This is a genomic window from Clostridium polynesiense (assembly GCF_000820705.1).
Lineage (GTDB): Bacteria > Bacillota > Clostridia > Clostridiales > Clostridiaceae > Clostridium_AA > Clostridium_AA polynesiense.
Map to the genome: position 1 here is coordinate 13883 of NZ_CCXI01000083.1, position 14035 is coordinate 27917.

Below are 14035 nucleotides of genomic sequence, written 5' to 3' on the forward strand. Positions count from 1 at the left end.
ATATAAATATCGGCATTTTATTTTAAGCATATATTCATCATAAATATACTTATACCAAAGTATATAATATTATTCAAGCATAATCTTTATTTTAATTCATAGCCTTTTTTTTGATATAATAATAATACACTCCATGAAAGGAAGATGAATTTGAACAATATAAATAAATACTTACACACTACTTATTTTAAAATAAAAGAGTATATAAATGAATACTCATATTTAAAATTTATAATTATTTCTTTATTATTTGTATTAATCATAGGTCTTTTCGGTTTTTATCTGGGTGTATTAAATTCAGACAAAGCTTATTCCATTAATAAATTTGAAAAAGCCTTAGTTAAAAATGACAGCCGAGCAGCTCTTAAGTATCTAAGCTTTAAGGATAATGAAATAAACTTAACTAAGGATAACCTTCAGCCTTTTTTGGATTATATAAATACAAGCCCAGAAAGAAGAAAAAATTTAATAAATTATTTAAACAGTAATGAATCCTTAAAGGAAGGTAACATGGTAATATTGAAGACAGTTGGAAATTGGCCTTTTAAAAAATGGAAAATCGAATTACAACCGGTGTATTTATCCTTTTCTACAGAATTTAAAAATACAGAATTATATCTAAATAATATACTTTTTGACAAGAGCGATACTGACGGCTATTCTAATAAATTAGGACCTATAATACCTGGAAAGTACTCAATAGCAACTGTGCTCACCAATGAATACGGAAGCAGTAAAGCAGAAAAAGAAATCCAGCTTTTAAGTGGACTTATAGCTGTTTCACTGTCTCCTCCTGCAGCAATGGTAAACCTTCAAGGTAATTATCCTGAAGCAGAAGTATATATAAACGATAAGCCTACATCTATAAAGATTAAGGATTTTAAAAACATAGGTCCAATACCTATAAACAATACTTTCACAGTGCATGCTGAGATGTCCTTTCCATGGGGAAAAACCATAAGTGAAAAAAAGACATTTTCACAGCTGCCAGAGCTAAGGCTGGATATCAACCCTCTTACCGATGAATTAAGAGCTACATTAGAACAGGTATATACAGAATTTTATCAAAGCTTTTTTATAGCATTAAACCAAAATGATGTATCCCTTATTAAACATTCTTCTCCGGAAGTATCTCAATCTGTGTTTAACAGGTATAAAAACACAGCATTAATCTTAAAGGATTCATATAAAATGAAAAGCATACAGTGGGAACAAAATGCTATAGGAGTAAAAACCCAAAATACTGTTTACAAAGCGAATGCAGTGATAAATTTGGAATTTGATAAACAAAAAAATATATTTGGCTTTCCATTTTTAACAAAACCGGAGTCTCTTTCTCTTCAAACTATACTATCCTATGATGAGAAAAATAATAGATGGTTTGTTTCAGAAGTAAATGAAATTTCAAAATAAAAAGCGAAGGAGAAGACCCTTCGCTTTTTATTTTAAAAATCATAGATTTCTACACCTTCAACAGCTCTTTCTATCAATGCATCTACCTCTAAACTTGACTCTGAAGCTAAAATTTCCTTTAATCTTGGTTTAGTTTTTGGATGCTTAGGAGTAAATATAGTGCAGCAGTCTTCATAAGGAAGTATAGATGTTTCATACGCTCCTATTTCTCTGGATATATCCATTATATCCGTTTTATCAAAGGCTATTAGCGGTCTAAATACTGGTCTGTCAGCAGCATCGCTGCTTACAATCAGCCCCTCCATAGTCTGACTTGCAACCTGGCCTATGCTTTCCCCGGTGGTTACAGAATCTATACCATGCTTCTTTGATAGATTACAAGCTACATGCATCATAAACCTTCTCATTATTATAGTAAGCTCATCTTCTCTGCATTTTTCCATTATTTCCATTTGTATTTCTGTAAAAGGGATTACATAAAGCTTTAACTTTCCTGTATAACCGGAAAGAATTTTTGCCAAATCCATTACCTTCTCTTTGGCTCTTTCACTGGTATATGGATGGCTATGATAATATACGCAGGATAATTCCACACCTCTTCTGGCCATCATATAACCTGCTACCGGAGAGTCGATTCCTCCGGAAAGCATCAGCATAGTGCTTCCGTTCATTCCGTAAGGCATTCCTCCTACAGCCTCAATCTTATTAGCATCGGTATAAACATAAGCTTTCTTCCTTATTTCAACAAGTATTTTACAATGAGGGTTAACTACATTTACTTTTGCCTCCTCTGAATTCTCAAGTATGTATCCCCCTACTTCCCGGCTTGTTTCCATGGAATTGTGCTGAAAAGCTTTATTTGCTCTGTTTGTTTCAATTTTAAAATCTACAGGTCTTACTTTATTATAAAGCTCCAATGCAGCCTTTTTAATAAACTGCATTTCAGCATCTACTTCATTTACTATGCATATTTCTTTAATTCCAAAAACCCTTCTAATCTTTGCTGCCAGCTCTTCAAGATCCTCTCCATAAACAAACCATCGGTTTTGGTCTATAAAAAATTCATAAGTCATTCCCTTTAAGACGTTTTTTATGTTTTCTTTTAATTTTTTTTCAAATTTATTTCTATTTAACCCCTTTAAAAAAATCTCTGAGGCATATTTTATCAGTATAAGTTTTCTCATTTCTTCATTCTCCTTAAAAAAATTAGGGATTTCTTTAGTTCATCCACCACTTTGTCTATCTCTTCCTTATCATTATATGGATTAAAGCTGAACCTAACAGAGCTTAGTATCCCCTCATGATCTATATTTACAGCCTTCAGCACATGACTGTCCTTGTTACTTTTTGAAGAGCAGGCAGCTCCTGAGGAAACAAATATATCCTTTTCCTCCAGCATTCTTAAGAGAATTTCTCCCCTTATACCCTTAAACTGAACATTAAGTATATAAGGAGTGAAATCCTGTGTTAAGTAGCTTGTAACTATTGCCTCAGGTATTTCTTTCAACCTTTGGATAAAATACTCTTTAAGTTCCCATACCTTTTGATAATTTGAAGCCATGCTCTTATTTATAATTTCTCCCGCTGCGGCAAATCCTGCAGCCCCAGGAACATTTACCGTGCCTGCTCTTATTCCAAGTTCCTGCTCTCCTCCTGTTATTAATGATCTTAATCTGATATTCTTACGTATATAGCATAGACCTATTCCTTTTGGTCCATGTATTTTATGAGCACTGGCAGATAAAAAATCTATATCAAATTCTTTAACATCAATAGGAAGCTTCCCAAAACTCTGCACTGCATCTACATGAAACTTTGCTCTTGTACTTTTACTTCTTACTATTTCTGAAACAGCTTTTATGTCCTGTATAGTCCCTATTTCATTGTTAACATGCATAATACTCACTAATGCAGTATCTTTATTAACAGAGTTTTCTAATTCCTTTAAATCTACTCTCCCTAAAGAATCTACTGGTAAATATTTAATTTCTACACCGCTATTTTCAAGCTCCCTGCAGGTTGACATAATACTGGCATGTTCAATAGAAGTAGTTATTATATTAAGTCCAGGCCTAGCTATACCCTTTAAAACCATATTATTACTTTCACTTCCTCCTGAAGTAAATATTATCTCATCTGGAGAGGAATTTATTAAAGCTGCTAGAATTTCTCTGGATTTTTGCAGTTCCTTATAAGCCATAAGTCCAAACTTATGTGCAGAGGAAGGATTTCCATAATTATTTTCCATAACTTCAGAGATTTTTTTTATAACCTCCTTAAAAGGCTTAGTGGTAGCACTATTATCAAAGTAAACACTCAAATCAGTTCACCTTCTTACAGTATATTTGATATTCTACTATTTAATTTACCATATATGCTTTATTCTGCAAAGAATTACTCATAATTTGTAGCATAGAGTAATAATTAATCAGTATAAATTTTTCTTATATATTTACTTTTAATGGTAAAATAAAAAGTATAAATTATATAGGAGAGATTGTGATGGAAAGGAATTTTTCTCTAAAGGATAATATAACCTTAAAAAAAGAGGTTTTAAATTATCTTGAAGAACTGGATCAATTTAATATTTCTTTTGAATCGCTATGCAATTCAGTTCCCAGAATAAAGCATATTAAAGACGAGCTTTTTAATATAGCTCAGAATTCTGTAAATGATAAAGAATTAATGAAAATAATTATGGTAAAAAAGTCTATTCCTTTAAAGTATCTTTCACATAAAAAAAAGCATAGGAAAAGATTTATTAAACAATGGAGGATTTATATTCTGGCTTTGATACTGATTTTTAGAGGAAGCGAATATTCATTTTTAAAATCCTATGTATCAATGCCTTCAAACTGTGAAGGTCTAAATAGTGAAGGCATTGTTTTGGATATAAAAAAAGACAAAGCTGGTCTGATTACTCCTCAGGGTAGCTTTATATATGTCAGCCCTAGCTTCCATTCTCCTGTTTTAGGTTCATATTACATAGGGAAAGAACTTCACATAAAGGTTCCTTTAAATAGTTTTAGGATTTTTTTTACCGCTGTAAAGCTCTTGTTTTTAATATTTATTTTTTTATATATAGTTAAATTTAATAATTGATTTTGCTGTATTTCTCTCCGCTTACCTCAGAAACCTTAATGAGAAATTTATTTATATCATCTATTACCTGCTTTCTCTGACTTTCAGTGAGCTTCCCCCTGCCAAGTCTGTCGCTTACTGTGAGAAGGGCCAGCTCTTCAACCTCTACCTCTTCTATCATAGTTTCTATGTCAGCAAAAGGAAGGCTCTTAATTACAAAAAGGGCCTGCATATGCCATCTAGCCATCTTAGAAATTTTCAGAGCTAAATCTTTATTCTCAAATCCCAGCTCCTGAAAGAATTCCATAACCATTTTCTCTCCAACTTTATCATGATCATAAGATGTCCATCTTCCTTTTCTTTTTTTAGTGGTTGGAGTTTTACCTATATCGTGAAGAAGAGAAGACCACATGAGCACCCTCATATTTTTTGACAGCTTTCTCTTTTTTGCCGCTTCATCCACTACCATCATTATATGATTGAAAACACTGCCTTCAGGATGATGTTTAGGCTCTTGAGGAATTTCTTTTAAATCCGTAATCATATTATAGGGATTTATATCTATTTTATTATTTTCTAGAAATCTTTTTAAAAATAAAGAGGGTCTCTCGTCTTCCAGTAAATGCTTTTCTATTTCCATAAAAATTTCTTTTTTATCCATAGCTCCTCCTTTTTTCATTAGTATATAACATAGTATAGCTTAAATTTAAAGAAATAATTTATAACTTTTTTATAAACAATCCTATGTTTTTTTATTTGTTTATATTGATTTATGCTCATAACATGCTAAAATTACATTGTCGGTATTCTTATGAAACCGAACATTATTAATTTTCCAAGGTTAGCCCGAATTATATCCTTTTGGAATAAGAACGGAGGTTTTATTAATGGAACGTGAATTTAAAGGTTCATCTCGTCTAAGTACAAGACAGATGGCAGTAGTGGGCATGCTATCTGGAATCACATTTTTTATGGGACTTACAAGGCTGGGTTTTATCCCATTACCTACTGGAGTAAATGCTACAATAATGCATCTCCCTGTAATTATAGGTACTATAATTGAGGGCCCTTTAGTTGGCAGCATTATTGGACTTGCATTTGGATTATTCAGTATGTATCAGGCTTTTACCGCTCCCAGCTTATTATCCTTTTGGTTTTGGAATCCTATTATAGCTTTGGTTCCAAGAGTGTTAATAGTCTTATCTACCTATTATGTCTACAAGCTCTTTAAGGGAAGGTATAAATCCTTCAGTATTGGTGCTGCTTCCGTAGCAGGAACTCTGACAAATACCATTGGAGTTTTACTTCTCTCATATTTCTTTTATTTTGAAAAAATAGCAGAAGTAACTAATACATCCGCATCAGCTGTGCCTAAATTTATGCTGACAATAGCCTTAACTAATGGCATTCCGGAAGCTGCTATATCTGCACTTATCAGTATTCCTGTAGTGTTAGCGCTTTTAAAGATTAGAAGATAGTAATTTTCCCAGTTTAGTTTTCTACTAAACTGGGATATTTAGTATAAAGGAGTGTTTATAATGAAAGAAATAAAATTATGTGATATTGAAGGTATACAAATAGGACATATGGAAAATTATGAGTCCGGTACTGGATGTTCCGTTATAATCTGCAGAGAAGGCGCCTCCGGAGGAGTAGACGTAAGAGGAGGTGCGCCTGGAACCAGAGAAACAGATCTTTTAAATCCTGTTGAGCTTGTTCAAAAAGTTAATGCGGTAGTTCTGTCCGGTGGTAGTGCTTTCGGGCTTGATGCATCTTCAGGAGTTATGAAATACCTGGAAGAAAAAATTCAGGTTTTGATGTTGGTATTGGAAAGGTACCTATTGTTTGTCAGGCTGTACTCTTTGATCTTACTGCAGGAGATCCCAGCATAAGACCTGATGCTGCTATGGGTTATGAAGCCTGTATTAATTCAGAAAAATCCACTGAGGATAAAAACGGAAATCATGGTGCTGGAACCGGTGCTACAGTAGGAAAAATCCTAGGTCCAGAACATGCCATGAAAGGCGGTTTAGGCTCTTATTGTATACAGGTAGGCAGCCTTAAAGTCGGTGCATTGGTGGCGGTAAACTGCTTAGGAGATGTGGTGAGCTCCCATGGGGGAAATATTTTAGCAGGAGCTTTAAATGAAGATTTAAGCGGATTTTTAAACACTGAAGAATACATGATAAAAGCATATGAAAAAATTCAAAAGGCTTTCAAAGGAAACACCACCATCGGTGCCATAATAACCAATGCAGAAATCAACAAAGCAGAAGCCAATAAGATAGCTTCTATGGCACACAACGGATTTGCAAGAGCCATCAGACCTGTTCATACTATGTTGGACGGAGATACTATATTTACTATGGGCACCAATAAAGTAAAATCAGATATTAATGTTGTTGGAATGCTTGCAGCAAGGGTTATGGAAAAAGCTATAATAAATGCTGTTACTTCCGCAGATAGCCTATATGGATTTAAATCCTTTAAAGATTTAAAAAATAAAAAATAAATTTATTCATGGATTGATTTACTTTATTATAGCCTTATTTCCTCCCCTGCTAAAAAAATTATAGTTTATTTATATTATTATGGTACAAAATATTAGTACAGTATCAACCAACTATAGTTTATCAAAAGGAGGAAGTAAAATGACAAATTCTAAATTAGTTCCTGAAGCTAAGAATGGCTTAAATAAGTTTAAACAAGAAGTAGCTAATGAGATGGGAGTACCATTTAAAGACTATAATGGTGAACTTACCTCCAAACAATGCGGCAGTGTCGGCGGAGAAATGGTTAAAAGAATGGTTCATCAATACGAAAGTAAATTATAATATATAAAAAAGGTGCTTCTACAAGCACCTTTTATTTTACATCTTTTTTTCTTCTGAAAGAGCAAGCATAAAGTATTTTAATGCATCCTTTGATTCTCCAAGTTCATAATACATTGATCCCATATCTAAATATCTCTTATACCTTTCTTCCTTTCCGCCAAATTTCAGCAAGGCATCCAGTGAAAGATTCATATACATTTCAGATTGGGAGTATCGCCCTTTCCTTTGAAGAAGAACGGACTTATAATAATAAGCTTTTTCTATAAATTTGATATCATTAGTCTTTATCGCCTTATCTAATGCTGTTTCTCCAAGGTTTTCAGCATACTCGTAGCAATTATTCTCAACCAATGTCTCTATACAGCTTATTAAGTATTTAACATAAGTCTTATCAGCCTCTTCTGGAATAAGCTTCAAGGCTTCTGTGATGTAATTCAAAGCAGTTTCCTTCTCACCACTTTTAAATACAGCATCAGCAAGTCTTAAATATAATCTTGCTTTTCCTTTATCGTTATTCTTAAGTAATTGCAACGCCTTGTCTTCATATTCCTTATACCTGTCATCATTACAGGCAGCATACAGCGCTGCAAGCATCTCATAAACTTCACCTTTTTTCTCATCGGTTCCAAGATAATTTATTAGATTAAGATTATCTTTTATTAACTCCATAGCTTCATCATACCTTTTCAGCATTATATAGGAAGAAGCAACATTATAGGTAGCCTCCGCAAGCTGGGTCTTATCCTCAGAAGCTTCATCACTTAAGTGCTTTCTAACCTTTTCATAATATATAAGTGCTTCTGAATACTCTTCATTTGCAAAAAAATATTTTGCTGCATCTAAACTATAAACAAGAACTCTGTCCTCCGACCAAGCTTTTTGAAGAAAATAGTGATACTGTGAAATATTTACCTGAATACTATCATAGTTTTCTATATCAAGATAATATATAAAAAGCAAATGCATAAGTTCAAAGGCTTTATCGTAATATTTATATTCTGTGGCATAATCTAAAGAGTATAGTATATCTTTTTCCAGCTGTTCGTCTCTTTTAGTGTTTTTTAATCTTTCTATATTGCTTTCTATCTGATCTTTAACATCCTGTTTAAGATAATCTATATCCAGCTGAAGCTTTTTAGAAACCTCTTCCAATATCCAGTCTTCCGCTTTTACCTTTCCATTTTCTATACAGCTCATTTTGGATATAGATATTTTCTCATCACATAATTCCTTTAAAGTAATACCCTTATATATCCTTGCTCTCTTTATCTTTTCCCCTGTTGATAATATCTCCATAACGTTCACCTATTTCAATCTATTTTCTTAATATTCCGGTCTTTTTAAATAAATTAACACCTTCATCAAGGAATTTTGCCGCCTCAGTGTCATTCTTTCTATCCATATAAAATTTACCAAGCATAATGGCAATCTCAGCAGCGTCTTTGTAATAATCCATGCTTTTTGCATAGTTAAAGGCTATGTGAAGGATGCTTTCCGCCTCAGAAGTATCGTCTTTTAAAAGGCTTATCCTGTATTTAAGCATATAGTATTCAATCATATCAGATACTTTATTATCTTCTATATTTTCTAAAATTTCATCCAGTATCTTGTTGCAATTTTTTATATCTTTTAATTTTATGTAGTTTTCGCAGATGTTTATTAATGTTTCTATAAGTTTACTATCTTTATTTTTCTTTCTTAATTCTATCGCTTTTTCATAGTGAGTAAAGGATTCTTCAATATTGTCAAATTCATAGAACAACTTTCCTAAACTGTTTTCTATATTAGACATCTTGTCCATGTCCTCTAACTCTTTATATACTTCTAAAGCTTTTGTGGAGTAATCTATAGCTAAATCCAGTTCTCCTTTCCTGCTTATCTCTTCAGAAATCAGGAGTAAGGATTTTGCGTATTCTTTACGATTACCGATTTGCATAAACTTTTGTTTTGCTAAATAAGAATAGTTTATGGCTTTATCCAAATTATCAAGTTTAAAAAATGTATTTGCTATATAAAAATAAATTTTGCCCAGCAAAAAGTCATTACCTATATTATTGTCGATAAAGACTTTTTCCGCCTGCTGAAGATAACTGTTAGAAGAATGATAAGCTTTAAGCATATAGGTAATCTTTGCAAGATGAAGAAATGTTTCTATTATTTCTTCATTTTTATTATTTTTAATAAATATTACATTGGCAGATAAAAAAAACTGCTGTGCCAATGCATAATCACCCTTTGACATATAAATTTCTGCTCTTAAAAATAGATTTCTTGCTTTTCTATATTCTAAATCATATTTTTCTGCATAATACAATGCAGTTTCTATTTTCTTTTCTGCAGCAATTAAATCACCGCTGTTTATATATCCTTCCGCTATCTGCTCATAGAAAGTACATATCTTTTCTGCCTGGCTTTCTTCAGATTCCATTAAATACTCCACAGTGGTTTTTAGAGCCTCAGCCAAATACTCTAAAAGATCCATGGAAGGATTTGATTTTCCAGATTCTACAAGGCTTATCTGCCCGGGGGTTATTCTTTCACCAGCTAAATCTTTAAGCGTCATATTTAGTTCTTTTCTTTTACGTTTAATTTTTTCTCCTAAGGACAAAATTTCCATAAGCCACTCTTCCTTTACACCTATATAAGTATTAATAAAATTAATATAATTGTTACATTTTTTTACTATATTATAACATATTTTTTACTTAAAGAACAATTTTAAATTATTTTATAGGAAAATTTAAAATAATTAAAAAGCTATTTCCTAAACAATAAAAAAAGAAGTCAGGCTTAAACCTGACTTAAGAAAACTTCATCGCATCCAGTGCATCATATCATCGTATGTATCCCCCATAGTACTCATCATTCTCTTTCCAGCTTTTCTTATCATCCTTTGGGTTCTTCTATCCATTTGAGAAAGGATAACTGTACCTAAAGCTGCTCCAACTAAAGCACCTGCAGTCATTCCTGATATAAATCTACCCATTTACATCACTCCTTATTATAAATGTCCTTATATCATTAGAATATACAGTCTTTCTATATTTAAACCATGTAATTATTGGTTTTACTAGTCATCTAAAGCAGCTTTTGCAAGTTTGTCTGCCAAGTCGTTGAACTTATCTCCTGAATGTCCTTTTACTTTTATAAATTTTATTTTTATTTCTTTCATTTTTTCCTGCATAAATAAATGATAGTTTTCAGTAATTTTATTATTCCTCTTCCATGTTCCTAAAGCCCAGCTTTCTATACCCTGATAGTCAAAGTATATAGCAATATCTTTATAATCATTATTAATTGCAAAATCTACGGCCTTCATAGCTCCTAAAACCTCCCCAGCCACATTTCTAAGAGCAACAGCCTCTTGGTCTTCACCTTTTCCTTTATCCTTAAAAATCACTTCGCTGCACTTTACAGCAGCTAACCCATAGGAAAACTGTTTTTTATTATGATTATAGCTGCCATCTACATAAATTTTTAAAATTGAATCTGACTCATCAGCACATCCTGATAAATCCTTTCCGCTGCCGCTGTGAAGCTTTAAATAATTTTCAGCTTCCACCAATGCGCCGAAACTTTTATACACTGCTCCCTTAAATCCTATTACATCTGCTTTGCATTCATCCCAGCTCGTATATATATTAGATTCTCCGCTTCTGCCTTTTGCTACAGCATAATACTTAGCCATTTCCATTCTCCTTTAAACAGTAATCATTTCCTCCATAAAGTTATATACCTTATCAATTTTCCCCCCTGTTGTAAAATTCTTAATATACATAAGTGCTGTCTCCACTACCTTTAAAACGTCATTATCTCCTTCCCAGTTGGATAAAATTATATCCTTAGGCACCTCTTCAATAACTCTTGTAAGACCAAATACTGCAACGCCTAAATCATCCAACTTTCCAATGAAAGGGATTTTATCAGGTATTATTTCTAAAGGCAAAGCAATATAGGATGCACAAATACCTAATGTGATTTTTGTTTTAAGTTTCACTCTTCTATCCTTAAATAACCTGATTAAAAGAGCGAGAATATCTGGAACTATAAAAGCAAAGTCACTGTACTTCTCATATTTTACAGGTATTTTTTCCGCCACGGATTTTCTAATATCTGAATAGTAGTCTTCTACTTTTTCTACTTCTCCATTATATTCCTCTTCTATTTTATCTATATTATCTTCCACAGTTGAATCTATATTATTCTCATTTATACTTTCTTTTATCTCAGAAGAAGCCATTTCCTTTAAAGGGAATATTTTATCTATAGATATGCTGATATCTTCTAAGCCTACCTTTACAACACCACTTTGTAAATTTAAATCTCCAATGTTTAAAGAAATAAAAGGCACCTTTTCTAATAGCTTGTCCAGTTCCAGTACAATATTATTGTCTTCAAATCTAATTCCCTCTTTATTTAATTTTTTTAAGGCAATCTTAGCAGCAATATTTCTTATAAAGGATAATATACCAAGCCTCCAAAGCTTAAATGACTTAATCTTTAATTTAATAATTTTTCCCTTAGAATAAACCACTTGAGCATTAACATGAAAATTAAGTTTAATTATAGATTTATAGCTTCCTGATACATAAATGCTTTCCTCTATTTTTACGGTTTTTATAATTAAATTATCTATTTTTACAAAGTCATTTATAATGCTTAAGATATCCATTTCAGTAAGCTTAGCTTCTACATTGCTTATGTGCATAGAGTATTCCCCCTTTATTAAATATAGGACTTTATAAGATTCTACATAATTTAGTATACATTATATATCTTCTATTATCTATAATTCATATTATATAAATCTTCATAAAAGAATTCCATAACTTACATTGGTAAAAACTATGACTTTCATTAGACTTTAATCTTAAGCTTAATATAATATTTAATTGTAGATTATTAATAATCTCATATTATTAAGGGGGTATTTTACATTGATGAATAGGTTTAAAAAGAAAATCTTTATTATTCCTGTTTTAATCTCTTTGATCTGTATTTCTTATTTAATATACCAAACCTTCATATTAGAAAAAACAGCACATGTTAACTATACTGAATTTTTAAAGGATAAAAAAAATGGCAATGTTGAAGCTGTCACCATAAACGATGCCTCCACACTAAAAATTAAACTAAAAAACGGAGCAGATTATTATACGGACAATCCAAGAACCTTAACCTTTAAAGAAGATCTTTTAACTTCAGGTATTTCGGTGAAAGAAAGCAATGTAGTATCTTTAAATAAGTCTATTCCTTCTTCTATTTTAATAATCTGCATATTTTCTATAGTTATTATGCTTTCAAAAAAAATCAAGGTTTCTTCTTCAATGACCTCTATGGAGATTCTAAATAATGAAAAAGAATTTAAAAATAAATACAAATTTTCTTCTGTAGCAGGTAATGAAGAAGCTAAAGAAAGTTTAAATGATATAGTTGATTTTTTGAAAAACCCAGATAAATATAATAAGTATGGCGCGAGAATGCCTAAAGGAATTATACTTTATGGAGAACCAGGTACAGGAAAAACCCTTCTTGCAAAAGCAGTTGCAGGAGAAGCAGGAGTACCTTTTTATGCAGTATCCGGATCAGACTTTGTTCAGGTATATGTAGGGGTAGGAGCAGCTCGTATACGAAACCTCTTTAAAAAAGCAAAATCAAAAGGTAAGGCTGTTATCTTTATTGATGAAATGGATGCTATTGGAAAAATGAGAAGTTCAGGAAAAATCGGCGGCTCAGAAGAAAGAGATCAGACTTTGAATTCCCTTCTTACAGAAATGTCCGGTTTTAATGATAATGAAGGTATTGTGGTTATGGCAGCTACTAACAGGTTAGATGTACTAGACCCAGCTCTGCTGCGTCCAGGAAGATTTGACAGACATGTAGAAGTGGCTCTACCGGATGCTTCAGCCAGAGAAAAAATAATAAATTTATACCTTGAGCAGAAGCCCTGCAGAGATATTGATATTAAGAGTCTTTCCTATAAAACCGCTTATTTCTCTGGAGCAAAGCTTGAAAGTTTAATCAATGAAGCAGCTATCATTGCAGCAAAATCAGATTCGGATTTTATTACTGAGGAACACATTGAAAAGGCATATTCTATTACAATAGCAGGATATAATAAAATCGTAAGAGATTCATTAAGAGAGGAAGACAGAAAGATTACTGCTTATCACGAAGCTGGACATGCTTTAGTTTCCCTTTTGAAACTTCCCGAAGATTCCATAGAAAAAGTTTCTATAATCCCTACCTCAAAGGGTGCCGGAGGATATACCTTAAGCATTCCTGCAGACAGTGCGTATATAAATATGCAGTATCTTAAAAATAAAATTATGGTATTATTAGCAGGCAGAGCCTCTGAAGAGTTAATCTTCGGAGAAAAAATGGTTACTACCGGTGCATACAATGATCTTAATGAAAGCACTAAAATTATACAATCTATGATTACAGAGTACGGCATGGGAAACTCCTTAGGCCTTCTGAGAAAGTCTTCTTTGGGAAGTCTTAGCAGTGAAGCTTCTAAAGAAGTGATTGATGAATGCAAAGCCATGGTAGAGAACCTTTATAGTGAGGTAAAGATGCTGCTTCAGGATAATAAATCTATATTAAAAAGTATAGCTGAAGGTCTTTTGGAAAAAGAAACCTTATACGGAGCTGATCTTGCAAAATTAACAAACATAATAACCCCTCAGGCTGTATAAAGCTCTGAG

General features: G+C 32.3%; 13 protein-coding genes and 1 pseudogene. 6 read left to right on the forward strand and 8 right to left on the reverse strand.

Features of this window, described 5'->3' with window-relative positions; all coding sequences use genetic code 11:
• Positions 1 to 150: 150 nt before the first annotated feature.
• Positions 151 to 1413 carry a zinc ribbon domain-containing protein gene (locus tag TA89_RS07605; protein WP_040212254.1) on the forward strand — a complete coding sequence of 421 codons (1263 nt, stop codon included), beginning with the start codon at positions 151 to 153 and terminating at the stop codon, positions 1411 to 1413.
• Positions 1414 to 1445: 32 nt separating this feature from the next.
• On the opposite strand, the gene thiI is transcribed toward TA89_RS07605, so the two are convergent.
• Positions 1446 to 2597, reverse strand: coding sequence for a tRNA uracil 4-sulfurtransferase ThiI (gene thiI / locus TA89_RS07610; RefSeq protein WP_040212256.1), 1152 nt, complete (start codon positions 2595 to 2597; stop codon positions 1446 to 1448).
• A complete protein-coding gene (locus tag TA89_RS07615) occupies positions 2594 to 3733 on the reverse strand; it encodes a cysteine desulfurase family protein (RefSeq protein WP_040212257.1) in 1140 nt (379 codons plus the stop codon). Before TA89_RS07615 ends, thiI begins: the two co-directional genes overlap by 4 nt.
• A gap of 182 nt (positions 3734 to 3915) precedes the next feature.
• On the opposite strand from TA89_RS07615, the gene TA89_RS07620 reads away from it, so the two are divergent.
• The gene (locus TA89_RS07620) at positions 3916 to 4515 is read left to right on the forward strand and encodes a hypothetical protein (protein ID WP_040212259.1); all 600 of its coding nucleotides are present in this window, start codon (positions 3916 to 3918) and stop codon (positions 4513 to 4515) included.
• Here the strand turns inward: TA89_RS07620 and TA89_RS07625 are convergent.
• Complete coding sequence (locus TA89_RS07625) at positions 4505 to 5155, reverse strand: HDIG domain-containing metalloprotein (protein WP_040212260.1); 651 nt, start codon at positions 5153 to 5155, stop codon at positions 4505 to 4507. The two genes, TA89_RS07620 and TA89_RS07625, sit on opposite strands and share 11 nt — an antisense overlap.
• 226 nt (positions 5156 to 5381) lie before the next feature.
• Between TA89_RS07625 and TA89_RS07630 the strand changes: the two genes are divergently transcribed.
• The 3 genes and pseudogenes from TA89_RS07630 to TA89_RS07640 all read left to right on the forward strand — a co-directional run bounded on the left by TA89_RS07630 (position 5382) and on the right by TA89_RS07640 (position 7328).
• The gene (locus TA89_RS07630) at positions 5382 to 5972 is read left to right on the forward strand and encodes an ECF transporter S component (RefSeq protein ID WP_040212261.1); all 591 of its coding nucleotides are present in this window, start codon (positions 5382 to 5384) and stop codon (positions 5970 to 5972) included.
• 60 nt (positions 5973 to 6032) lie between these two features.
• A pseudogene (locus TA89_RS07635) lies at positions 6033 to 7006 on the forward strand (P1 family peptidase).
• A gap of 139 nt (positions 7007 to 7145) precedes the next feature.
• The gene (locus TA89_RS07640) at positions 7146 to 7328 is read left to right on the forward strand and encodes an alpha/beta-type small acid-soluble spore protein (protein ID WP_040212262.1); all 183 of its coding nucleotides are present in this window, start codon (positions 7146 to 7148) and stop codon (positions 7326 to 7328) included.
• Positions 7329 to 7364: 36 nt separating this feature from the next.
• Here TA89_RS07640 and TA89_RS07645 read toward each other — a convergent pair whose 3' ends face one another.
• The 5 genes from TA89_RS07645 to TA89_RS07660 form a co-directional block, all read right to left on the reverse strand.
• On the reverse strand, positions 7365 to 8624 hold the full coding sequence (locus TA89_RS07645) for a helix-turn-helix domain-containing protein (RefSeq protein ID WP_040212263.1): 1260 nt from the start codon (positions 8622 to 8624) through the stop codon (positions 7365 to 7367).
• A gap of 19 nt (positions 8625 to 8643) precedes the next feature.
• Positions 8644 to 9945 carry a helix-turn-helix domain-containing protein gene (locus TA89_RS07650; protein WP_040212264.1) on the reverse strand — a complete coding sequence of 434 codons (1302 nt, stop codon included), beginning with the start codon at positions 9943 to 9945 and terminating at the stop codon, positions 8644 to 8646.
• 195 nt (positions 9946 to 10140) lie between these two features.
• Complete coding sequence (locus tag TA89_RS18225; RefSeq protein WP_147590094.1) at positions 10141 to 10314, reverse strand: YtxH domain-containing protein; 174 nt, start codon at positions 10312 to 10314, stop codon at positions 10141 to 10143.
• 84 nt (positions 10315 to 10398) lie between these two features.
• On the reverse strand, positions 10399 to 11016 hold the full coding sequence (locus TA89_RS07655; RefSeq protein ID WP_040212265.1) for a ribonuclease H1 domain-containing protein: 618 nt from the start codon (positions 11014 to 11016) through the stop codon (positions 10399 to 10401).
• 12 nt (positions 11017 to 11028) lie between these two features.
• Positions 11029 to 12036 (reverse strand): YkvA family protein, encoded by a 1008-nt coding sequence (locus tag TA89_RS07660; RefSeq protein WP_040212266.1) that lies wholly within the window; start codon positions 12034 to 12036, stop codon positions 11029 to 11031.
• Between the two features lie 232 nt (positions 12037 to 12268).
• Here TA89_RS07660 and TA89_RS07665 point away from each other — a divergent pair, with 232 nt between their 5' ends.
• Complete coding sequence (locus TA89_RS07665) at positions 12269 to 14026, forward strand: ATP-dependent metallopeptidase FtsH/Yme1/Tma family protein (RefSeq protein WP_040212267.1); 1758 nt, start codon at positions 12269 to 12271, stop codon at positions 14024 to 14026.
• Positions 14027 to 14035: the final 9 nt, after the last annotated feature.

What these genes read in the sequence shown, in the direction of transcription:
- thiI (WP_040212256.1), bottom strand. Translation starts at nt 2,597, where the DNA reads ATGAGAAAACTTATACTGATAAAATATGCCTCAGAGATTTTTTTAAAG.
- TA89_RS07620 (WP_040212259.1), top strand. Translation starts at nt 3,916, where the DNA reads ATGGAAAGGAATTTTTCTCTAAAGGATAATATAACCTTAAAAAAAGAG.
- TA89_RS07625 (WP_040212260.1), bottom strand. Translation starts at nt 5,155, where the DNA reads ATGGATAAAAAAGAAATTTTTATGGAAATAGAAAAGCATTTACTGGAA.
- TA89_RS07630 (WP_040212261.1), top strand. Translation starts at nt 5,382, where the DNA reads ATGGAACGTGAATTTAAAGGTTCATCTCGTCTAAGTACAAGACAGATG.
- TA89_RS07640 (WP_040212262.1), top strand. Translation starts at nt 7,146, where the DNA reads ATGACAAATTCTAAATTAGTTCCTGAAGCTAAGAATGGCTTAAATAAG.
- TA89_RS07645 (WP_040212263.1), bottom strand. Translation starts at nt 8,624, where the DNA reads ATGGAGATATTATCAACAGGGGAAAAGATAAAGAGAGCAAGGATATAT.
- TA89_RS07650 (WP_040212264.1), bottom strand. Translation starts at nt 9,945, where the DNA reads ATGGAAATTTTGTCCTTAGGAGAAAAAATTAAACGTAAAAGAAAAGAA.
- TA89_RS18225 (WP_147590094.1), bottom strand. Translation starts at nt 10,314, where the DNA reads ATGGGTAGATTTATATCAGGAATGACTGCAGGTGCTTTAGTTGGAGCA.
- TA89_RS07655 (WP_040212265.1), bottom strand. Translation starts at nt 11,016, where the DNA reads ATGGCTAAGTATTATGCTGTAGCAAAAGGCAGAAGCGGAGAATCTAAT.
- TA89_RS07660 (WP_040212266.1), bottom strand. Translation starts at nt 12,036, where the DNA reads ATGCACATAAGCAATGTAGAAGCTAAGCTTACTGAAATGGATATCTTA.
- TA89_RS07665 (WP_040212267.1), top strand. Translation starts at nt 12,269, where the DNA reads ATGAATAGGTTTAAAAAGAAAATCTTTATTATTCCTGTTTTAATCTCT.